Source organism: Myxococcus sp. CA039A (assembly GCF_013336645.1).
Lineage (GTDB): Bacteria > Myxococcota > Myxococcia > Myxococcales > Myxococcaceae > Myxococcus > Myxococcus llanfairpwllgwyngyllgogerychwyrndrobwllllantysiliogogogochensis.
On record NZ_JABUMQ010000034.1, the window covers coordinates 23,818 to 44,684 of the forward strand.

The 20,867-nt window shown below is 68.6% G+C and carries 21 protein-coding genes; 11 read left to right on the forward strand and 10 right to left on the reverse strand.

Features of this window, described 5'->3' with window-relative positions; all coding sequences use genetic code 11:
- Positions 1-134: 134 nt before the first annotated feature.
- Entirely contained in the window at positions 135-1,445 is a 1,311-nt protein-coding gene (locus HR086_RS08225) for a neutral/alkaline non-lysosomal ceramidase N-terminal domain-containing protein (RefSeq protein ID WP_174465311.1), read from the reverse strand.
- A gap of 144 nt (positions 1,446-1,589) precedes the next feature.
- Here HR086_RS08225 and purF point away from each other — a divergent pair, with 144 nt between their 5' ends.
- The gene (purF, locus tag HR086_RS08230) at positions 1,590-2,978 is read left to right on the forward strand and encodes an amidophosphoribosyltransferase (protein ID WP_174454590.1); all 1,389 of its coding nucleotides are present in this window, start codon (positions 1,590-1,592) and stop codon (positions 2,976-2,978) included.
- A 217-nt stretch (positions 2,979-3,195) separates the two neighbouring features.
- On the opposite strand, the gene HR086_RS08235 is transcribed toward purF, so the two are convergent.
- The 3 genes from HR086_RS08235 to wecB form a co-directional block, all read right to left on the reverse strand.
- A complete protein-coding gene (locus HR086_RS08235; protein WP_174454589.1) occupies positions 3,196-3,432 on the reverse strand; it encodes a hypothetical protein in 237 nt (78 codons plus the stop codon).
- 88 nt (positions 3,433-3,520) lie between these two features.
- Positions 3,521-4,564: an RluA family pseudouridine synthase gene (locus tag HR086_RS08240; RefSeq protein WP_174454588.1), complete on the reverse strand. Its 1,044-nt coding sequence runs from the start codon at positions 4,562-4,564 to the stop codon at positions 3,521-3,523.
- Positions 4,565-4,663: 99 nt separating this feature from the next.
- On the reverse strand, positions 4,664-5,794 hold the full coding sequence (gene wecB / locus HR086_RS08245; RefSeq protein WP_141643141.1) for a non-hydrolyzing UDP-N-acetylglucosamine 2-epimerase: 1,131 nt from the start codon (positions 5,792-5,794) through the stop codon (positions 4,664-4,666).
- 105 nt (positions 5,795-5,899) lie between these two features.
- Here wecB and kdsB point away from each other — a divergent pair, with 105 nt between their 5' ends.
- Both kdsB and HR086_RS08255 read left to right on the forward strand, forming a co-directional pair.
- Positions 5,900-6,640, forward strand: a complete 741-nt coding sequence (gene kdsB, locus HR086_RS08250) for a 3-deoxy-manno-octulosonate cytidylyltransferase (protein WP_174465312.1) — start codon at positions 5,900-5,902, stop codon at positions 6,638-6,640.
- Positions 6,641-6,642: 2 nt separating this feature from the next.
- Positions 6,643-7,536, forward strand: a complete 894-nt coding sequence (locus HR086_RS08255) for a hypothetical protein (protein WP_141643143.1) — start codon at positions 6,643-6,645, stop codon at positions 7,534-7,536.
- Here the strand turns inward: HR086_RS08255 and HR086_RS08260 are convergent.
- Complete coding sequence (locus HR086_RS08260) at positions 7,529-8,377, reverse strand: aldo/keto reductase (protein ID WP_174465313.1); 849 nt, start codon at positions 8,375-8,377, stop codon at positions 7,529-7,531. The two genes, HR086_RS08255 and HR086_RS08260, sit on opposite strands and share 8 nt — an antisense overlap.
- Before the next feature lie 94 nt (positions 8,378-8,471).
- On the opposite strand from HR086_RS08260, the gene HR086_RS08265 reads away from it, so the two are divergent.
- The 6 genes from HR086_RS08265 (at position 8,472) to HR086_RS08290 (ending at position 14,613) form a co-directional block, all read left to right on the forward strand.
- Positions 8,472-10,238, forward strand: a complete 1,767-nt coding sequence (locus HR086_RS08265) for an ABC transporter transmembrane domain-containing protein (protein ID WP_174465314.1) — start codon at positions 8,472-8,474, stop codon at positions 10,236-10,238.
- A gap of 316 nt (positions 10,239-10,554) precedes the next feature.
- A complete protein-coding gene (locus tag HR086_RS08270) occupies positions 10,555-10,788 on the forward strand; it encodes a hypothetical protein (RefSeq protein ID WP_141643146.1) in 234 nt (77 codons plus the stop codon).
- A gap of 84 nt (positions 10,789-10,872) precedes the next feature.
- Entirely contained in the window at positions 10,873-12,507 is a 1,635-nt protein-coding gene (locus HR086_RS08275) for a CTP synthase (protein WP_141643147.1), read from the forward strand.
- The gene (gene kdsA / locus HR086_RS08280) at positions 12,504-13,343 is read left to right on the forward strand and encodes a 3-deoxy-8-phosphooctulonate synthase (protein ID WP_174465315.1); all 840 of its coding nucleotides are present in this window, start codon (positions 12,504-12,506) and stop codon (positions 13,341-13,343) included. The genes HR086_RS08275 and kdsA overlap by 4 nt, the downstream gene beginning before the upstream one ends.
- Positions 13,344-13,375: 32 nt before the next feature.
- Entirely contained in the window at positions 13,376-13,957 is a 582-nt protein-coding gene (locus tag HR086_RS08285) for an HAD family hydrolase (protein WP_141643149.1), read from the forward strand.
- A 35-nt stretch (positions 13,958-13,992) separates the two neighbouring features.
- On the forward strand, positions 13,993-14,613 hold the full coding sequence (locus tag HR086_RS08290) for a response regulator (protein WP_015346747.1): 621 nt from the start codon (positions 13,993-13,995) through the stop codon (positions 14,611-14,613).
- 114 nt (positions 14,614-14,727) lie between these two features.
- Here HR086_RS08290 and HR086_RS08295 read toward each other — a convergent pair whose 3' ends face one another.
- Positions 14,728-15,180, reverse strand: coding sequence for an Hsp20/alpha crystallin family protein (locus HR086_RS08295; protein WP_141643150.1), 453 nt, complete (start codon positions 15,178-15,180; stop codon positions 14,728-14,730).
- Positions 15,181-15,429: 249 nt separating this feature from the next.
- Positions 15,430-15,624: a CPXCG motif-containing cysteine-rich protein gene (locus HR086_RS08300; RefSeq protein WP_141643151.1), complete on the reverse strand. Its 195-nt coding sequence runs from the start codon at positions 15,622-15,624 to the stop codon at positions 15,430-15,432.
- Between the two features lie 81 nt (positions 15,625-15,705).
- Here HR086_RS08300 and HR086_RS08305 point away from each other — a divergent pair, with 81 nt between their 5' ends.
- Entirely contained in the window at positions 15,706-16,578 is an 873-nt protein-coding gene (locus tag HR086_RS08305; RefSeq protein ID WP_174465316.1) for a general secretion pathway protein GspE, read from the forward strand.
- 3 nt (positions 16,579-16,581) lie between these two features.
- Here HR086_RS08305 and serB read toward each other — a convergent pair whose 3' ends face one another.
- From serB to HR086_RS08320, 3 genes are all read right to left on the reverse strand, one after another.
- A complete protein-coding gene (gene serB, locus HR086_RS08310; protein WP_174465317.1) occupies positions 16,582-17,781 on the reverse strand; it encodes a phosphoserine phosphatase SerB in 1,200 nt (399 codons plus the stop codon).
- 69 nt (positions 17,782-17,850) lie between these two features.
- A complete protein-coding gene (locus HR086_RS08315) occupies positions 17,851-19,422 on the reverse strand; it encodes a serine/threonine-protein kinase (protein ID WP_174454581.1) in 1,572 nt (523 codons plus the stop codon).
- A 67-nt stretch (positions 19,423-19,489) separates the two neighbouring features.
- Positions 19,490-20,239, reverse strand: a complete 750-nt coding sequence (locus tag HR086_RS08320) for a TIGR02266 family protein (protein ID WP_141643155.1) — start codon at positions 20,237-20,239, stop codon at positions 19,490-19,492.
- Positions 20,240-20,344: 105 nt separating this feature from the next.
- On the opposite strand from HR086_RS08320, the gene nuoE reads away from it, so the two are divergent.
- Positions 20,345-20,833 (forward strand): NAD(P)H-dependent oxidoreductase subunit E, encoded by a 489-nt coding sequence (gene nuoE / locus HR086_RS08325; RefSeq protein ID WP_141643156.1) that lies wholly within the window; start codon positions 20,345-20,347, stop codon positions 20,831-20,833.
- Positions 20,834-20,867: the final 34 nt, after the last annotated feature.

Sequence of the window (20,867 nt, forward strand, 5' to 3'; positions counted from 1 at the left end):
AGAAGGGAGCACCAGTTTCCGCCATGCGGCCCTGGCGACGCCATCACGCTCGCCCCGCCGTCCAGCAAAGGACGTTCAGGACCGTCCCGACAGGCAGCCGACGAGGCCCGCGCATCCAACCACCGCGGGCGACGTCAGCGCGTGAAGCCCGCGGTGCTGGCGGCAAGCTCCGCCGCTTCGCCCAGTCGCTCCAGCAGCGAGGGACCGAAGTACTGCCGTCGCGACTCACCGCCGCTCACGCGCACCAACTCCGGCGTCTCCACATAGCCCACGTATCCACCCGCGAGCCCCAGCACCCCCGAGGCCCCGGTGCGTCCCACCAGCACCGCGCCCGCGTCGACGGTGGGCTCACCCGGCACCGTCACCAGCTCCAGCGGCCCCAGCACCAACGCCGCCACTTCCGCCACGCGCTCGGAGGAACCGCACAGCAGGTTGTCACCCGCGGCGCGAGTGAATGACGGCACCAGCCGCGACGCATCCGGCCGAGGCATCACCGCCTCCGCGCGCACCAATGACAGCCGGACCGAAGGCCCCACGGAAGCCATGGGCACCTTGCCCGCGAGGTCGGACAAGGCCCGAGCAAAGGCGGACACACGCTCCAGCCCCTGCCCTTCGGAGAAGGCCACCGAGGCGTTGCCGACCGCGCCTTGCAACAGCAGCGTCACGCCGCTGCCCTCGGACTCGCGCAGCGAGCTGAGTCGCCCCGGGTAGTCCGGGTCCACGTACGCGCGCTGCCGGGGCACCATCGCGGGATGCGCGGCGAAGAAGAGCAGCTCCGCCACCGGGGCCGAGGCGCCGCGCAGCACCGCGCGAGTCAAGGAGCCATCCGGCGCGGTGCCACCGCTGCGCGTGTAGACGAAGGAGGGCTCCTTCGCCTCGCCCAGCTCCAGCGTCACGTCGGTGAGCGCGGCGGCGGCCTGTTGCAGCGCGGCGCTCGCGGCGGCGACGACGGCCTCCAGCGAGTCCTCCCGGTAGCGCCCCGTCCCGACGAGCTGTGACACCAGGCGGCTGTCATAACCTCCCAGCGAGGAGTGCGTGTGCGTGGCCAGCACCAGCACGTCCTGCAGTCCGGCGGCGAGCGCTCGCTCGCGCACCTTGGCGGTCACCGCATCCGTGACGAGCAGCAACTCGAGCGACACCAACCCCACCCGCGTGCTCCCCGACTCCAGCACCACCGCGCGAGCATGGAGCGGCGGGTCGGACTGGCTCGCATCCGGACGCGGAGGCGAGTACCCCGCGACCACCACCGGAAACGGCGGCACGAGCGGCACCTTCGCCGCGCCCGCGCGCAACGCACCTTCTGTTTTCACCTGAGACAGCAGCACGGGCGCGCGCTCCGCCCAGGTGCCACACCAGTTCCATGAACCCAATGAATAAGCGGCACCCACGGTGAGCAGGACCAGGGGAAACAGGGAACGCCAGGAGGCTCGTCGCGGGGAAGCCATGCGGTGGCGAGACTAACGGGACGGTGCTCGTACCGCGAGGCTCGTGTGCCCACATGGGCCGACTCCGGTGGCGGGTGGAATACCCACCAGAGGGGCGTGCGTTCCTGTTCCGCTCATCGCCCGAAAGGAGTAAGGCACCGCGCCATGTGCGGCATCTTCGGAATCACGGGACACGCCGAGGCCTCTAACCTGACGTACCTGGGGCTGCACGCCCTGCAGCACCGCGGTCAGGAGTCCGCTGGCATCGTCGCCTCCGACGGCCACGGTCTTCGGGCGCACCGTCAGATGGGGTTGGTGGCTGATATTTTCGACGCGCCGGTGCTCGCCGGCCTGCCTGGCCAGTCGGCCATCGGACACGTGCGGTACTCGACGGCCGGTGGCAGCCAGCTCAAGAACGCTCAGCCGCTCTTCGTGGCGTACGCGGGAGGACAGGTCGCCGTCGCGCACAATGGCAACCTGGTGAACGCGGGAGCGCTGAAGGAGAAGCTGGAGGCCGACGGAGCCATCTTCCAGTCGGACGCGGACACGGAGGTCATCATGCACCTCCTGGCGCGCTCCAAGCAGGTGAGCTTCGAGCAGAAGCTCGTGGAAGCGCTGCGCAAGGTGGAAGGCGCCTACAGCCTGCTGGTGCTCACGCAGAACAAGCTGGTCGCGGTGAGGGACCCGCTGGGCATCCGGCCGCTGGTGTTGGGGCGGATGAAGGAAGGCGCGTACGTGGTCGCCAGCGAGACGACCGCGTTGGACCTCATCGAAGCGGATGTGGTGCGCGAGCTGGAGCCGGGCGAGCTGCTGGTCATCGAGAACGGCGTGCTGCGCACCAGCAGGCCCTTCGCGGAGCCTCCGCGCCTGGGCCGCTGCATCTTCGAGCAGGTGTACTTCGCGCGTCCGGACTCGGTGTTGTTCGGCAACAGCGTGTACGAGGTGCGCAAGCAGATGGGCATGCAGCTTGCGCGCGAGCAGCCGGCGCCCGACGCGGACCTGGTCATCGCGGTGCCGGACTCGGGCGTGGCGGCGGCCATCGGCTTCTCGCAGCAGAGCGGGATTCCGTATGACGTGGGCCTCATCCGCAGCCACTACGTGGGCCGCACGTTCATCGAGCCGCAGCAGTCCATCCGTCACTTCGGCGTGAAGCTGAAGCTGTCGGCGGTGCGGCACGTGCTCAAGGGCAAGCGCGTGGTGGTGGTGGACGACTCCATCGTCCGGGGCACCACGAGCCGCAAAATCGTGAAGATGATCAAGGCCGCGGGAGCGCTGGAGGTGCATCTGCGCATCTCCTCGCCGCCGACGAAGTGGCCCTGCTTCTACGGCATCGACACGCCGAGCCGTCAGGAGCTCATCGCGGCGACTCACAGCACGGACGAAATCGCGAAGTACGTCACGGCGGACACGCTGGGCTACATCTCGCTGGAGGGGCTGGGCACGGCGGTGGGAGACCCCAGCCGAGGCAGCTTCTGCACGGCGTGTTTCTCGGGCGAGTACCTCATCGGAGAGCTGTCGCCCTCCGCGCCGGAAGCGAACAAGCTCACCGCCTGACCGGACGGCGGCGGGACGTACAAGCGCAAGGCCCCCTGCCCTCTCTTCGGGTCGGGGGCCTTGCTCGTTCCAGGCGGCGGTCGAGACCTCGCCTCAGCGAGGCCCCACTCCCATGGACCAGGGCCGTGGTCGCTCCGGGCGTCAGTCGAGACTCCACGCCAGCGAGGCGAGGCGCCGCGCACAGACCTCTGGGCAGGCGCCTCACTCCCTTCGCGCGTCAGTGGCGGTTGTCGAACTGGATGCCCTCGCGAACCTCGCCAAGCGCCTGCTCGGTGAGACCGATGGCCTTCACGCGGTGGCCGCCCTTGTCGGGGGCCGCGTTCTTCAGGGTGGAGAGCGCCTTCTCCAGATGGACCATGGCGTCACGCATGCGCGGCTGACGCTCCGCCTGGGCCTGGTTGACGAAACCGCCGAGGAAGAAAGCGACAGTGGCGGCGAGGACGGTGCGGCGCATGAAAGGCTCCCGAGGTGGACGCGTCAGTGACGCGAGGAGGGTGTTTCCCTCTGGAACCCAGAAGCCGCCCGGAAGTTGCGGGCCCCGGCTAAACCTCCCCGCCGCCCTTCACGGGAGGCGCGGGCGGCAGCGAAGCCCCCGCGATGAAGTCCGTGAGGTCGGAGGGAAGCGGAGCCTCGAAGGCAACCTCCACACCGGTGCCGGGATGCGGGAAGACGATGCGCGCGGCATGCAGCGCGTGTCGAGGCAGCCGCAGCCGGGTCCACGCCTCGGGCTCCAGGCTGTGCTTGCTGAATCGATCAAAGTAGCCGGGGTCCGGCCCGTACATCTTGTCGCCCACCAGCGGGAAGCCCGCGACGTGCAGGTGGATGCGAATCTGATGCTGACGACCTGTCTCCGGAAAGCAGCGCAGCAGCGCGAAGGGCGCACCCTCGCGAGTGAAGCGCTGGAGCACCTGGAAGCGGGTGCGGCTCGGCTTGCCCTCCACGGGGTCGATGCGCACGGCGATGCGGATGAGCTCGGTGCCCTCGGCGATGGGCGCGTCGACCACGAAGGAGTCCTCGGAGGGATGGCCCTCGCAGACGGCGAGGTACTCCTTGTGCACGTCGCGCGAGACGAAGAGTCGTCCCAGCACCCGGCACGACTCGGTGGTGCGTCCGCAGACGACGAGCCCGCTGGTCTCCCGGTCCAGTCTGTGCGCGGGCTCGGCGAAGCGCTCACCGAAGCGCTCGCGCAGGATGGAGACGAGGGTGCCCTTGTGGTAGCGCGCAGTGGGATGGATGGGCAGTCCCGCGGGCTTGTCGAGCACGAGCAGCCAATCATCCTGGAAGACGACAGGGAGCTCCGTGGGCGTCTCGGGTTCTTCGGTACCGGGGCGGCGCAGTCGGAAGGCCATGCCGGGATACACGGGCGTGGAGGGCTTCAGCCGCTGCTCGTCGCACCGGACACCGCGCAGGATGATTCCGGCCAGGCGCTCCCGGGGCATGCGGCGCAGCTTCTGGCCCAGGTAGTCCTCCAGGCGCCAGCCCGCATAGTTGGGCTCGACGACGAAGGGGATGTCGACGAAGCCCTCGGGGGCCGGGTCCTTCTCGGAGGCGGAGACCTCCGCCGATGCGTCCTCATCGCCGCGCATGACCTCCCAGCTCTAACATGGAGCGGAAGCACGCACAGTCGGAACGAGCACGGCCGCGAGGCACCGTCACACAGGTGTCGCGGCCCCTCGTCACCTCCATCAAGCGGAGACAGCGCGAAGCGAGCCCTGCTCGACGGAGAGGAAGCGCGAGAACAGGTCCGCGATGCGCTCACCCGAGCGACCATCCCAGTACTCCGGCACGCGGCCCTTCTTGCCCTGCCCGTTGAGCGCGCGGTCGGCGGCCTCGCGGATGCGGTCCGGGTCGGTGCCCACCACCTCGTTGGTCCCTTCCTCGACGGTGATGGGGCGCTCGGTCTGTTCGCGCAGGGTGAGGCACGGCACGCCCAGCGCAGTGGTCTCCTCCTGGAGTCCGCCCGAGTCGGTGAGGATGAGCCGGGCCTGCGACGTCAGCGCGAGGAACTCCAGGTAGCCCATGGGGTCCACGGGGCGCAGGTTCGGATTGCGCTCGAACGCGGAGCCCAGTCCCTGCTCGGAGATCATCTTCCGCGTGCGCGGGTGTACCGGGAAGACGACCGGGATTCGGGACGCCACGTGAGCAATCGCGGACAGCAGCCCGCCGAGCACGCGCGGGTCATCCACGTTGGACGGCCGGTGGAGCGTGCACACCGCGTAGCCATGAGGCGCAAGGCCCAGGCTCTTCAGCACGGGCAGCTGCTCCGCCCGCTCCTTCGAGGCGAGCAGTGAGTCGATCATCACGTTGCCCACGAAGTGGATGCGGTCCGGCTCCAGCCCTTCCTTGAGCAGGTTGGCATCCGCGTCGCGCGAGGGCGTGAGGAGCAGGTCGGCCAGCCGGTCGGTGACGACGCGGTTGATTTCCTCCGGCTGGTGCCGGGAGTAGCTGCGCAGGCCGGCCTCGACGTGGGCCAGGGGAATCGCCAGCTTCGACGACACGAGCGCGGCGGCGACAGTGCTGTTCACGTCACCCACGACGGAGACGAGGTCCGGCTTGTGCTCCAGGAAGACCTTCTCCAGCTCCACCATCGTCCGGGCCGTCTGCTGTGCGTGGCTGCCGGAGCCGATGCCCAGGTGCACGTCCGGCGCGGGCAGGCCCAGGTCGGAGAAGAAGACGTCGCTCATCTTGACGTCGTAGTGCTGCCCCGTGTGGATGAGGATCTGCTGGAGCGGGGTGCGCGCGGCGATGGCCCGGTGGATGGGCGCGACCTTCATGAAATTGGGCCGCGCACCGACGATATGGATGACCTTCTTCATGTCGCCAGCCAAGCTAGGCACGGCGAGTCGGATGCCTAGTGGCTGCGGGGCGACTCGTCTCCGCGGAGCCAGCGTCCGTCCTGAATCTGATAGACCGAGTGTGCCATGCCCTCCTCACGCACCATCGCCGTCATCCCCGCCCGTCATGCCAGCACCCGCTTCCCCGGCAAGCCGCTCGTCCTCATCGCCGGCAAGCCCATGGTGGAGCACGTGTGGCTCCGCTGTCAGGAGGCGGGCGTCTTCGACGAGGTCTGGGTGGCCACGGACGACGAGCGCATCCGCGCCACCGTGGAGGGCTTCGGAGGCCGCGCGGTGATGACCAGCCCCGCCTGCGCCACGGGGACGGACCGGGTGGCGGAGGTGGCGCGCGAGCGGCCCGACGTGGACGTGTGGGTGAACGTCCAGGGTGACGAGCCCCTGGTGGACCCGGAGGCGCTCAAGTCGCTCGCCGGACTCTTCACGGACACCACCGTGCGCATGGGCACACTCGTCAGGCCCCTGGAGGCGGACGAAGCCGACAGCCCGCACGTGGTGAAGGCCGTGCTCGCGCTCAACGGCGACGCGCTCTACTTCAGCCGCAGCCTCGTCCCCCACGCGCGGGAGACCGGGACTCCCGTCCCCCGCTGGGGCCACATCGGACTGTATGGTTACCGGCGGGACGTCTTGTTGCGGCTCGCGGAGCTGGCGCCCACGCCGCTCGAGGAGACGGAGAAGCTGGAGCAACTCCGCGCGCTGGAGCACGGCATCTCCATCCGCTGCGCCCGAGTCTCCTGGCGCACGGTCGCGGTGGATGTCCCCGGAGACGTCGCGAAGGTTGAAGCCGTCATGCGCGAGAAAGGACTGTAGCCATGGGCATCTTCCAGGACCTGTTTGGCGGAAACGACACCAAGGCGAAGGACGAGACGCCGGAGGCCCCCGCCGCCACGCCCCCGGAGCCCGCGAAGGAAGTCCCCGCGAATCCCCACGTCGCGGCGGCGGCACCGACGCCCGCGCCAACGCCCGCGCCCGCACCGACGCCGAAGAACGACCCGCGCCGACGCAAGTGGGCGGACGACGAGGAGCACCAGATGGAGGGCGTGCAGCGACTGGTGTCGCGCAAGGTGGAGCGGGTGCTGGAGCAACTCGGGACGCTCGCGATACGAGCCCGCACGGGCGAGGAGGTCCCCACCGTCACCGTCACGCTGCACCTGGCCCACGGACACACCGTGACGGGCACGGTGGTGGACTACGCGCCGCGAGACTCGGTGCTGCTGGCGCTCGGCAAGGAGGGCCTGCTCGGCTCGGAGTCGGTGACGTACGTGGACCTGGCGACGGTGGTCGCGGTGACGGTGGGCCAGGCCAGCAAGCTGCTCGAGCTGACGCAACTGGTGCGCCCCACGCCCACGCGTCAGGACGTGGTGACGTTGGTGGAGAAGCTGCCGCACGCCCTCACCGAGCAGTTCTGGCCGGGCGAGAAGGCACTGGGTGGCAGGCCGCTGCGCTTCGAGGTGGACTGGGTGGGGTTGGATGACGAGCCCGGACGTCGCGCGCTGGAGGCCGCGGTGAATGTCACAGGCCACGCGTTGCGCGCGCTCGCGCAGGAGCAGGGACGCGAGGTGATGCGCCGCATCGCCACGGTGCGCTTCGTCCGGGGCAAGGGCATGCGAGCCGCGTTGGAGGGCGAGACGGGCACGGTGACGGTGGGCGAGGGAGAGCCCACCGTGTCCGCCTTCCGCAAGGCCTTCGCCTCCGGCCTCAAATGACGGGCAGCGCGTCGCTGTAGGCGCCCTTGGGGAACGCGGCGTCGATGCGCGCCAGCTCGTCCGAGGAGAGCTTCAGCGACACGGCGGCCGCGTTGTCGCGCAGGTGGGCCACGCGGCTCGCCTTGGGAATGGCGAACAACGAGGGCCGCCGCACGAGGAACTGGAGCGCCACCTGCCGGGCCGTGGCGTCATGCGCCCGGGCGATGGCCTCCAGCACGCGCCCTCCCGGACTCTGGGGCTTGGGGAAGCGGCCGTTGCCGAAGGGGCTGTAGCCCACCACCGCCACACCCTGCTCCTCGCACCACGGGAGGACGGCGTGTTCGATGGCCCGCTCCTCCAGGTGGTAGAGGACCTGGTTGCAGGCGATGCGCTCGGGCTTCGTGAGCGTCAGCAGCTCGTCCAAATCCGACACCGCGAAGTTGCTCACGCCCCAGGAGCGAATCTTCCCGTCCGCGACCAGCTTCTCGAAGGCGCGCACCGTCTCCGCCAGCGGGTGCGAGCCGGGCCAGTGCAGCAGGTAGCAGTCGAGCCAGTCGGTGCGCAGTCGCTTCAGGCTCCGCTCGCACGCGGTCAGCGTGCCCGCGTAGGTGGCATTGGAGGGCATGACCTTCGACACGAGGAAGACCTCGTCGCGTCGTCCGGCGATGGCCTCGGAGACGATGGACTCCTCCACGCGGCCATGGCCGTACAACTCGGCGGTGTCGACGTGGGTGAGCCCCAGGTCCAACCCCGCGCGCAGGGAGCGGATGGCCTCCTCGCGGTCATCCTCCTCCATCTGCCACGTGCCCTGACCGAGGACGGGGACCTGCTTCCCGGTGCCGCCGAAAACGCGCTGCTCCATGGCCTACCTCCGTGCCCCGAAGGATTAGCACCTCCCACCCGCTCCGACAGCCCGCGACCGTGCGAAGCGAGGGGCTCCGCGCTAGTCTCCGCGCGTGTCCCCCACCTCGACCGCCTCCAAGCCCCATCTCCCCTCGCGGTTGACGCTGGGCCGCCTGCTCACCCTCGCGAAGCCGGAGGTCCCCACGCTCGTCGTGGGCACGTTCTTCCTGCTCGTCAGCAGCGCGGCCACGCTGGTGTTTCCGCGCGCCATCGGAGACCTGGTGGACGAGGCGCTCGGCGCCCGCAATCGCTCGCGGCTCGACACCATCGCCCTGGTGATGTTCGGCGTCTTCGTCGTGCAGTCGGTGGCCATGGCGTTGCGCGTCTACCTCTTCAGCAACGCGGGCGAGCGCGTGGTGACGCGGCTGCGCAAGCGCCTGTTCCAGAGCCTGCTCTCCCAGGAGGTGGCCTTCTTCGACGAGCGCCGCACCGGTGAGCTCACCAGCCGGCTCGCCTCGGACACGAGCATCCTGCAGAGCACCGTCACCACCAATGTCTCCATGATGCTGCGCTACGCCTGCCAGGGGCTCGGCGGCGTGGTGCTCCTCTTCTTGACGTCCCCGCGCCTGACGATGGTGATGCTCGCCCTCATCCCCGCGGTGGCCATTGGCGCGGTGGTGTATGGCCGTCGCGTGCGCGTGCTCGCCAAGGCGGCACAGGACGCGCTCGCGGCCTCCAGCGAGGTGGCCGAGGAGGACCTCTCCGGCATCCGCACGGTGCGCTCCTTCGCCGCGGAGAGCCATGAAGTCGAACGCTACGGCGCGGCGGTGGACCGGGCGCTCCAGCTCGCGAAGGAGCGCGCGCGGCAGGGTGCGCTCTTCATGGGCAGCGCCTCCATCGCCATGTACGGCTCCACCGCGGCGATGCTCTGGTACGGCGGCCGGATGGTGGTGGACGGTGAGCTCAGCGCCGGCGCGCTCACGTCGTTCCTCATCTACACCTCGCTGGTGGCGCTCTCGCTGAGCGCCGTGACGGAGGTGTGGGCGGACGTCATGCGCGCCACCGGCGCCGCCGAGCGCGTCTTCGAGTTGGTGGACCGCGAGCCCGCGATTCCCGCCGGAGGCGAGCGGCTGGCCTCGGTGAAGGGACACGTGGAGTTCCGCGCCGTGCGCTTCTCCTACCCCACGCGCCCCGACGTGCCAGTGCTCCAGGGCCTGGACCTGGAGCTGCGGCCCGGCGAGGTCGTCGCCGTGGTGGGCCCGTCCGGTGCGGGCAAGTCCACCCTCGCGTCACTGCTGTCCCGCTTCTATGACCCGCAAGGGGGCGCCGTCGCCCTGGACGGACATGCGCTCACCACGCTGGAGCCGGAGTGGCTGCGCCGCAACATCGGCATGGTGGCGCAGGAGCCGCAGCTGTTCTCCTGCTCCATCGCGGACAACATCCGCTACGCGAAGCCGGACGCCACCGACGCCCAGGTGGAAGAGGCCGCGCGCGCCGCCAACGCCCACGACTTCATCCAGCGCTTCCCGGAAGCCTACGCCACCCAGGTGGGCGAGCGCGGCGTCCAGCTCTCCGGAGGCCAGAAGCAGCGCGTGGCCATCGCCCGCGCCGTGCTGAAGGACCCCCGCCTGCTGATCCTCGACGAGGCGACGAGCGCCCTGGATGCGGAGAGCGAACACCTGGTGAAGGACGCGCTGGAGCGCCTGATGAAGGGCCGCACCACGCTCATCATCGCCCACCGCCTGTCCACCGTGGCCAACGTGGACCGGGTGCTCGTGCTGGAGGGCGGCCGCATCGTCCAGAGCGGCACCCACGCGAGCCTCATGAGCCAGGAAGGCCTCTACCGCCGGCTGGTGGAGCGCCAGTTCGTCGCCGCCTGAACGGCTGGCCACCACCCGAGCCCGCGCTTATCGCTCTGGAAAGTGGCGCGGAATCAAGCCGGTGATTAGCTCTTCCATCCTCAAGAAAGGAGGTGATGCCTTGATTGACAGCAAGAATCAGGCGTCCACCTCCGCCACGGCGGCCTGAAGAGGGTCACCGCGGCGGTGGCAGACGCTGAAGGTTTCAAGGGCCCGTTTCCGCGTTCGCGCGGGGACGGGTCTTTTACTTTCTCCCGGGAATGGAGTCGTAAGCGACCTGTTCCGACCCGCCGGGGGGAGTGGCCGACCCTTTTCGTACCCATCCGGGAGATTCGCCGTGTCCATCACCCCGTGCCCCAGCCCTCTGCCCACCGCCCTGCGCGACGAAGAGGCTGTCGATGCGCAGCGCAACCTCTACTGCCCCAACTACGACGCCTGCCTGCACATGGTCGTCAAGCGCGGCTGGGAGGGGTGGAGCTGCCGCAATTGCGATCTGCGCGCCTTCCGGGTCGGACAACCCGACGTCCGGGAGTTCGCCGTGTCTCGCCCGGGTGGTTGGGACGGCAACTGAGAAGGTGTCAGCCGGGGCGCCGACCGGCCGCACGTCCTACTCAGAATAATTGACGCATCCCTGCCCTACTTGGCAGAACGGGATATGCGCTCCAAGAAAACCAAGTTCATTTTCGTGACGGGCGGAGTGGTCAGCTCCCTCGGCAAGGGCCTCGCTTCGGCATCCATCGGCGCCCTGCTTGAGAACCGTGGGCTCGCCGTCACGCTGCTCAAGCTGGACCCGTACATCAACGTGGACCCGGGCACGATGAGCCCGTTCCAGCACGGCGAGGTCTTCGTCACGGAGGATGGTGGCGAGACGGACATGGACCTGGGCCACTACGAGCGGTTCACCAACGCTCGGATGAGCCGGCTCAACAACTTCACGTCGGGCCGCATCTACCACGCGGTCATCATGAAGGAGCGCCGCGGCGAGTACCTGGGCAAGACGGTGCAGGTGATTCCGCACATCACCGATGAAATCAAGGCGAGCGTCCGTCAGGCGGCCCAGGACGCGGACGTGGTGATTGTGGAGGTCGGTGGCACGGTGGGCGACATCGAGTCGCTGCCGTTCCTCGAGGCCATCCGGCAGATGCGCTACGACGTGGGCAGCCAGAACGCCGTCTACGTGCACCTGACGCTCCTGCCGTACATCGGCGCGGCGGGCGAGGTGAAGACCAAGCCCACGCAGCACTCGGTGATGAAGCTGCGGGAGATTGGCATCCAGCCCGACTTCCTCGTGTGTCGCACGGACCGCGAGGTGTCTCGGGAGATCAAGGACAAGATCGCCATGTTCTGCAACGTGGACACGGGCAACGTGTTCACCTCGCCGGACGTGCGCAGCATCTACGAGCTGCCGCTGGAGCTGCACCGCCAGGGTCTGGATGACCGGCTCGCGGAGGTGCTCAACATCTGGAGCCGCGCGCCGCACCTGGAGCGCTGGGAGAACATCATCCGCAAGGTGTACGAGCCCGCGCGCGGCCAGGTCCAGGTCGCCATCGTCGGCAAGTACGTGAACCTCACGGAGAGCTACAAGAGCCTCAACGAGGCGCTGCTGCACGGCGGCATCGCCAACGACGTGAAGGTGAACCTGCACTTCGTGGACAGCCAGGACGTGGAGGCGCAAGGCCCGGAGAAGCTCCTGGCGGGCGTGGACGCCATCCTCGTGCCCGGCGGCTTCGGCGTGCGCGGCACCGAGGGCAAAATCGCCGCGGTTCGCTACGCGCGGGAAAAGAAAATCCCCTTCTTCGGCATCTGCCTGGGCTTGCAGATGGCCGTCGTGGAGTTCAGCCGCAGCGTGCTGGGCCTCCCCGCGGCCAACAGCCTGGAGTTCAACGAGCACACCCCGCACCCCGTCGTGACGCTCATGGAGAGCCAGGTCACGGTGCAGGACAAGGGCGGCACCATGCGTCTGGGCAGCTACGCCTGCGCGCTCAAGCCCGGCTCACGGGCACACCAGCTGTATGGCCAGGACACCATCCAGGAGCGTCATCGCCACCGCTTCGAGGTGAACAACGCCTACCGGGGCCGGCTTCAGGAGGCGGGACTCGTCATCTCCGGGCATAATCCGGAGCTGAACCTCGTGGAGATGATCGAATTGTCGGACCACCCGTACTTCGTCGGCTGCCAGTTCCATCCCGAGTTCAAGAGCAAGCCCTTTGCTCCTCACCCTCTTTTCTCCGGCTTCATCAAGGCGGCGCTCGAGCAGCGTGACGCCACGGCCGGTCAGGTGCGCGCATGAGCGCCAGCAGCCTCCCCATCAACCTGTGTGGTTACAAGGTCGGCCCCGGGCAGAAGCTCTTCGTCATCGCCGGCCCGGACAGCATCGAGTCCGAGGAGATGGCGCTGAAACATGCTCACTTGCTCAAGGGCATCACCAGCCGACTGGGCGTGCCCTACGCGTTCAAGTGCTCCTACGACAAGGCCAACCGGACAAGCGGGAAGTCCTTCCGAGGTCCTGGCCTCCGGGAAGGGCTGCGTATTCTAGCGCGTATCAGGGATGAAGTGGGCGTCCCGGTCCTCACGGACGTCCATGAAACCAGCCACGTAGGTCCTGCCTCGGAAGTTGTGGATATCATCCAGATACCGGCGTTCCTGTGCCGGCAGACAGACCTGGTGGAGGCCGTGGCTCGCACGGGGAAGGGCGTGAACTTGAAGAAGGGACAGTTCGTAGCCCCCAGGGACATCGTCCACTCGGCGCGCAAGGCGTTCGAGTCGGGCAACCCCAACGTGCTCGTCACGGAGCGGGGGTCCACGTTCGGCTACAACAACCTGGTGGTGGACATGCGAGGGCTCGCCCACATGCGCGAGGCGGGCCTGGCCGTGTGCTTCGACGCCACGCATTCCGTGCAGCAGCCCAGCTCCGGCGACGGAGTGACGGGGGGCGAGCGCAGGTTCGTCTCACTGCTCGCCCATGCCGCCGCGGCGGCCGGGATTGATGCATTGTTCACGGAAGTCCATGAGGACCCTGATGGTGCCCTGTGTGACGGTCCGTGCTCCCTCAATCCACAGATGTTCGAGGACGTGGTACGAAATGTGCTGAACATCCGCCGGGTGTTGGGACACGAGCCCGGTTGATGGACACGACGAGGGGAGGAGCCGAGCGAGTCATGTCGACGGAAGCACCTTCCAAGCCTGGAAAGGAAGAGCTGACGTCTCGCGCGGCACGCGTGCGGCTGCTTGTCTTCGACGTGGACGGGGTGCTCACCGACGGCGGCCTGTATTACGGCGACGGCGGGGAGCTCATGAAGCGCTTCGATGTGAAGGATGGCCACGCCCTGGTCATGGCCCGGTTGTCGGGCCTGCCCGCCGCCATCCTCACCGCCCGCACCTCAGGAATCGTGGAGGCTCGCGGGAGGGAGCTCGGGCTGGCGGCTGTGTTTCAAGGCCGCCGCGACAAGGGTGCCGCACTGGACGAGCTGCTCCAGCAACTGGCCGTTCCCCTGGAGGCGTGTGCCTACATGGGTGACGACCACAATGACCTGGCCCCTCTTTCGAGGGTGGGCTTGTCCGCGTGTCCCGCGGATGCTGTTCCCGAGGTGCGTCAGGAGGTTCACTTCATCACCCAGAGTCCGGGCGGCCGTGGCGCCGCCCGAGAGCTCGTCGAGCTGTGCCTCAAGGCCAGTGGACGGTGGGAGAACGCCGTGGGTCTGATGAGGGGGACTGATGGACGCAGTGCGCAGAGAGGTTGAAGGAAACCCCGTATTCAAGGTAGGTGGTTGATTCCATGGGCAGCGGAATGATGCAGCAAGAGGGGAGTACGGCGATGACGGACCAGCTCTACACGACGCACGACATCAGTCGCTTGCTTCAGGTGGATCCGTCCACGGTGAGCAAGTGGATTGACCGGGGCATCCTGATGGCTTTCAGGACGCCGGGCGGTCACCGCCGGGTGCGGTCGGCGGACCTGCGCACGTTCCTCATCACCCACCAGATGCCGGTGCCGGAGGAGTTGGGCAGCGGCACGGTGCGCCTGTTGGTGGTGGACGACGAGCGCGCGGTGCTGGACGCCATCAAGCGCGCGTTCAAGCCGTTCGCGGCGCAGGTGGAGTTGCAGACGACGACCAGTGGCGTGGAGGCGCTGCTGCTGGTGTCCGAGCAGAAGCCGCACGGCATGATCATCGACCTCAACATGCCGGACATCGATGGCCTGGAGGTGTGCCGTCGTATTCGTCAGCGCAAGCAGATGGAGGGCGTGCGTCTCATCACGATGACGTCCGTGCACACCGCCGATGTGGTGGAGCAGTCGAAGCAGGCCGGTGCGCTCGCGTGCCTCGCCAAGCCGCTGGATGTACAGCAGGTGCTGGAGCTGTTCCGCGTGCCCATCTCGCTCAGCGCCAAGCGCTGAAGCGCGGAGGGCTTCCGCCACCCCCTCGCGGAAGCCCTCGACAGGGGTGAAGTCAGCAGGAAGCCGCGCCGTTTTCGGCGGACAGCGGCCTCCCAGGAGGGGTGTGCGCGCGGTTCAGCTCTGGACCTTGACCTCGATGACTCGGGGCTTGGACTCCTCGCGCCGAGGCAGCGTCAGCGTCAGCACGCCTTGCTCGTAGCGCGCCTCCACCTGGGTGGCGTCCACGGTCTCCGGAAGGGAGAACGAGCGCGTGAAGCTGCCCTGGCCGCGCTCCTGACGACGCACGCTGACGCCTTCGGCGAGCGGCTGCGCCTTGCGTTCGGCCTTCACGGTGAGCACGTCGCGCTCCACCGTCACCTGGATGTCCTTCACGTCCACGCCAGGGATGTCGAGGTGCAACGTGACGCCGGCCTCGGACTCGAGGATGTCGGCCGCGGGAGCGCGCTCGGTGCTCCGCGCGGACTGACGGAACAAGCCCGGCTGCCCCAGCTCACGGAAGAGCGCATCGAAGTCGCGCATCAGGGGGTTCACCACCACGGCGGAGTTGAACGGGTTTCGGCTTTGCATGGTCTTCTCCTGTGCGTGCCACCCTGGGCAGGGTGCACGGTGTGTGAATCACAGACGTTGTCGTAGTCGGCGGTCGCCTCGGGGGCCCCATCGGGGCTCCACTCCAGCGCCGCCTCACAAGACTCAAGAGAACCATGCTCCGGGGCGTGTCAAGCAACGCTCCCGGCCCCGCCGCGCCCGTCCCCACAAGCCCGCCTGCCTGCCCTCCTGTGCACCGGGAAGGCGCCTTCCAGGACGGGTACCGCGGCGTCAGTCGTCCTCGCGGCCCAGGGACACGGAGACGGCCTCCTCGTCACGGGCGACGTGCACCGTCCAGGGACGGCAGCACACGGGGCAGTCCTCGATGTAGTGCTCCGCGCTGGCGCCGATGGGGTCCACGTCGACCTCCACCTCCTCGCCGCAGTAGGGGCACTGCTGGATGGCGGTTTCCGCGAAGGGCTGCATGGTGGTGCCTCCTCGCCCTCGAAGCGGGCGATTGCGTCGCGGACTGAGCGTCCGCGCATTCAGACGGTAGACTCCCGAGCCATGGCTTCTCCTTCCCGCAATCGTATTGGTGACATCCTCGTCAAGGCCCGCGTCATCGACGACCTCCAGCTGCGCAGCGCCATGGCCACCCTGGACCAGTGGGGCGGGCGGCTGTCGCGCGTGGTGGCGGACCTGGGGCTGGCCAGCGAGGACATCGTCACGGAGGCCATCTGCCAGGGCCTGGGGATGCAGCGGGTGCAGTTGGGCAACATCAGCCGCGACGCGAGCGCGCTGGCTCGCGTGGAGGTGAGCCTGGCCGAGCAGAAGGCGGTCTTCCCCGTGTCGCTCAAGGACAACGGCAAGACGCTGGTGCTGGCGATGGCGGACCCCACGGACCTGGCCACGCTGGACCAGGTGGCGGCCCGCAGCCGCGCTCGCGTGGTGCCCATGGTGGCGGGCGAGCGCGAAATCGAGCACGCCATCCTGCGGCACTACCGGAACCAGGAGCCGGTGGCGAGCAGCCGCTTCGCGCCGTCGCGCAGCCAGTCCGCCAACACGCCCTCCACCGTCGACGAGGAGCAGCAGGAGGAGGACGAATTCAAGGTCGTCGACATGAGCGGCAACACGGTGGTGAAGCGAATCGCCGACATCGTCCCGCCGGGCTCTCCCGCCACCGCGCCCGCGGCGCCCCGTGCCGCGGACAAGCCCGCACCGCCCGTGGCCAATGGCTCCTCCAGCGCGGCGGACATCCTGGATGAAATCCTGGCCGGCGGCGTCCCGGCCTCCGAGTGGACGGACGAGGACCTGCAGCGCCTGCAGACGCTCCAGCAGAACCAGGAGAAGAGCTCCAAGATTCTGCGCGCCCTGCTGGAGCTGCTGCTGGAGAAGGGCAAGCTGCAGCAGCGGGAGCTGGCCGCGAAGATGCGGCTGTAGTCGTCAGCCCGCTTCCTCGAGCTCGCGACCGGTGAGCCCCAAGAGGTAGAGGATGGCGTCCAGGCCGCCGGCGGAGATGGAGGTATCAGCCGCCTCGCGCAGCCGGGGTTTGGCGCGGAAGGCGATGCCCAGCCCCGCGCGCTCCAGCATCAGCAGGTCATTGGCGCCATCGCCCACCGCGATGACCTGCTCGAGCAGGATGCCCTCCTCTTTCGCCAGTTGCTCCAGCAGTTCCGCCTTGCGGAGCGCGTTGACGATGGGCCCCACGGTGCGCCCGGTGAGCTTCCCGCCCTCCTCCTCCAGCACGTTGGAGAAGGCATGGTCGATGCCCAGGCGCGCCTTGAGCGCCTCGGCGGCCACGGAGAAGCCTCCGCTGATGACCGCGGTGCGGTAGCCCAGGCGCCTCAGCACGCGCACCAGCGTCTGTGCGCCCTCCGTCAGCGGCAGGTTCGCCGCGAGCTGGTGCAGCACGGCCACGTCCAGCCCCGCCAGCAGCGCCACGCGCTGGCGCAGCGACTCGTCGTAGTCCATCTCCCCGTGCATGGCGCGCTCGGTGATGCGCGACACCTGCTCGCCCACGCCGTGCGCGCGCGCCAGCTCGTCGATGACCTCGATGCGGATGAGCGTGGAGTCCATGTCCATCACCACCATCCTCTTGCTGCGGCGAAACAGGCTCTCGCGCTGCAACGCCACGTCGAAGGTGTTGTCGCGCATGGACAGCGCCAGCAGGGAGCGCTTCAGCGCCTCCGGCTCCACGGAGTCCGGCAGGGTGACGTGCAGCTCCACCGAGCCCAGGTGCGTGTGTGTCAGCCGGACGATGCGCTCCAGGTTCGCGCCCTGCCCCGCCAGGTGCGAGGACAGCGCATGCAGCTCGCGGGCGCCCAGCGCGCGGCCCACCGCCGTGACGACGTAGCGCGCGGGCGCGGACTTCGCGGGGGCGCTCGCGTCCGGCGATTCCACCGCCTGGAAGTCCAGGTCCACGCCCAGCTCCCGGGCGGCGAAGAGCAGCGCGCTGGGGATGCCGCGCGCGTCGGGCAGGCGCACCAGCAGGCAGAGCGTGAGGCGGCCCTGCACCACCACCTGCTCCACGTCGAGCAGCTCCGCGCCCGCCTCCGCGAGCAGGCCGGTGAGGCGGGCGGTGATGCCAGGGTGGTCCTTGCCCGTGACGGTGACGAGCACGCAGCCGGAAGAAGTCGGGGTCATGTCCCCCGGACGATGCCACGACCGCGCGCGGGCGGGGCGGGCCTCATGCGGCCCGCGCCCACCGGTGAATCACGGCTGCGGCGCGTCCGAGGAGAGGACGAGGTCGCCCCGGACGAGGAACTCCTTGTCCGGGAAGGCCTTGTAGAAGTCCTCGAGCATCGCATCCACGTCCGGGTAGCGCTGCTCGCGCTTGTCCTGGGTGGCCTTGTCGAAGAGCTGGTCCAGGCCGCTGGGCGCCTCGGGATTCACCTCCGAGGGCAGGGGCGAGCGGCGGCCGGGAATCTGCCCGGTGAGCATCTCGTAGAGCAGGATGCCCAGCCCGTAGACGTCCGCGGACGGGCCCGGCTCCTTGGCGCCGCGGTTCATCAGCTCCGGGGCCATGTAGGGCATTCCGCCGGTGCCCACGAAGACCTGGGGCATGCCCTTGGTGGAGTCCACCTCCACCACGCGGCCCAGGCCGAAGTCGGCGAGCTTCGCGTTGCCGTACGCGTCGAAGAGGACGTTCTCCGGCTTGAGGTTGTGGTGCGTCAGGCCCGTGGCGTGCGCGGCGCGCAGGCCGTAAGCCATCTGCAGGAAGGTGCGCAGCGCGAAGGGCACCGGCACGCCGCTGCCACCGCCCGCCTCCAGCCGCTCCTTCAGGCTGCCGTTCATCAACTCCAGCACGAAGTAGGGCCGGCTCGCGTCCACGTTCTGATCCACCACCTGGACGATGCCGGGGTGGCGCACCTGGGCCTGCGCGCACAGCTCCTTCTTCAGCCGCTTGAGCACCTCCCCGCGCTGCAGGAAGGAGAAGTAGCCGAAGATGTCCTTGAGCTCCTTCAGGCAGATGTCCAGCCCGAGCGCCGTGAAGCGCCCCTTGAAGACGGTGCCCAGGGGGCCCGTGCCAATGGGGTCGAACTTCTGGTAGCGCAGGTCCAGCTCGGTGCCCTTGGAAGCGACGGGCGCGGCGGCGACAGGAGTGGCGGCGGGAGGGGGCATGGAGGAAACGGACGACGCAGGAGGAGCGAAGGGCAGCGGCGCGGGAGCGACGGGAGCGGGGCCGATGGACGTCTCCCGGCGAGGCTCAGGGACCGCGGGGGTGATGAGCGCCACGGGCGAAGGCGAGCCGACGGACGACGGCACCTGCGCCGCCCCCGGCGGGGGCGTCAACTCCAGCGCGGGCATGGCCGAGCGCGCGGCCCGCATGGGCGCCATGGACGGAGGCGAGGGAGGCGGCGCGATTTGCGTGGCCCCGGTGGGCACCACCTCCGCCTCGTCCAGCAGCAGCTCTGGCGGGGGCGGCGGCAGCTGCATGGGCTCCTCGGTGCCCTGGGCCACCGGCGGCTCGTCCTCGGCGGAGGCGAGCTGCTCGGCGAAGAACTCGCCCACCTCCGTGGAGAACTTGTCCCCAAGTTCCCCGCCCGCCACGCGCTCACCCTGGTCGGTGAGCTTGAGCTGGGCCTCGCGGTCCATGGCGATGTAGTGGAACTTGCGCAGGAAGAAGAAGTAGTTGTCGAACTCGAGCGAGACGGACGGTTCGAGAGCGGCCTTCACATCGGCCAGCTTGTTCGAGCGTCCAAGTCGGCCGTTCTCCCTCAGGTTACGGAGGATGAACAGCGCCTCGCCACTGACGGCGTCGCGGTTGATGGCGGCCTTCGGCATGGGTGGGCGACTCTACGACGTCCCCCCGTCCTCACTCAACGTGGGACTGCCAGAACCCGGGGGGCGGCTACTTGATGCGCAAGAGCTGCTTCACCGTCTCCAGCACCTCGACGAACTTCACCGGCTTGCGCAGGTAGATGTCGACGCCGAGCTGCAGGGCGCGGTCCTGGGCTTCCTTGCCGCCCGCGGAGATGGCGATGACGGGGATGGCCCGGAGCGCTTCTTCCTCGCGGATGCGCTCCACCAGGGCGAAGCCGTCCATCACCGGCATGTACAGGTCCGTCATCACGAGGCTGAAGCGGCCCTCGCGCAGCATCAGGAGCGCGTGGTGACCGTCCGGCGCGAAGTGGACCTCCAGGGGCACCTTCCCGTGCAGCTCCCCGCTGGCCAGCTTCTTCAGGACGTAGCTGTACATCTCGATGATGTGCGGGTTGTCCTCGACGATGAGCACACGGTACCCCTCGTGCTCGCCGGTGGACTCCTGGCTGTCTGGACCTGCCGCACTCAAGATGTCACCCAGTCTCCGCCGGTCTTCTGCGCGCTCCACTCGGACGCCGACACCTCCGGGCTGATCGAAGCTCGCCGGCCTGACCCAGGCCACGATGCCGCTGACTTCTACCGGATCCAGCAGTCCCGGGAAAGAAAGTGCGAGCCGGACGTCCTCCCCCAATGTGAAGGCCTGCTCGGTCTGCACGAAGAGCCCCGCATGGGACAGGTTCTCCGTGACGTCACGCGCATGGCGTCCGTCCGCGTACTCCACCTTCAGCACGGCCGGGATCCGGGGGTGCTGGCGCTTGTTCTCTGGGCCCGGGGTCATAACAAGGGGTTGAAATCGCTCGGCAATTTGCTGATGGCGGCCCAGTGTACCGTCGAGGGTTTATGTTGACAACGCGGCCATGGGAGCAATACGTAGCCCCCCGCCATGGCGGAGCCCCTGTTCACTCCTGAAGAGCAGAAGAAGTTCGACGCGGGTATCGCGGAGATCATCTCCCACTACCCCCCTGATCGCAAAAGCGCGGGCATGCTCCCGGCGCTGCGCGTGCTCCAGGAGATCAAGGGCTGGTTGCCGCCCGAGGGACTGCGGCTGGTCGCCAAGAGCCTGGAAGTCACGCCGGAGCGCGCCTACGAGGTCGCCAGCTTCTACGTGATGTACCACCTGAAGAAGCCGGGCAAGTACGTCATCGACGTCTGCACGAACCTGTCCTGCTCGCTCTGGGGAGCGGAGAAGATGCTCGCCTACCTGGAGGAGAAGCTCGGCCTCAAGGCAGGTGAAGCCAACGAGAAGTTCACCTTGCGCGAGACCGAGTGCCTGGCCTCCTGCGGCACCGCACCGTGCCTGCAGATCAACGAGGATCATCACGAGAGCCTCACCCGCGCCAAGCTGGACGCCATCCTGGCCAAGCTGAGCTGAGCCCACCCCTTTTACTCCGGTAGGACGTCATCAC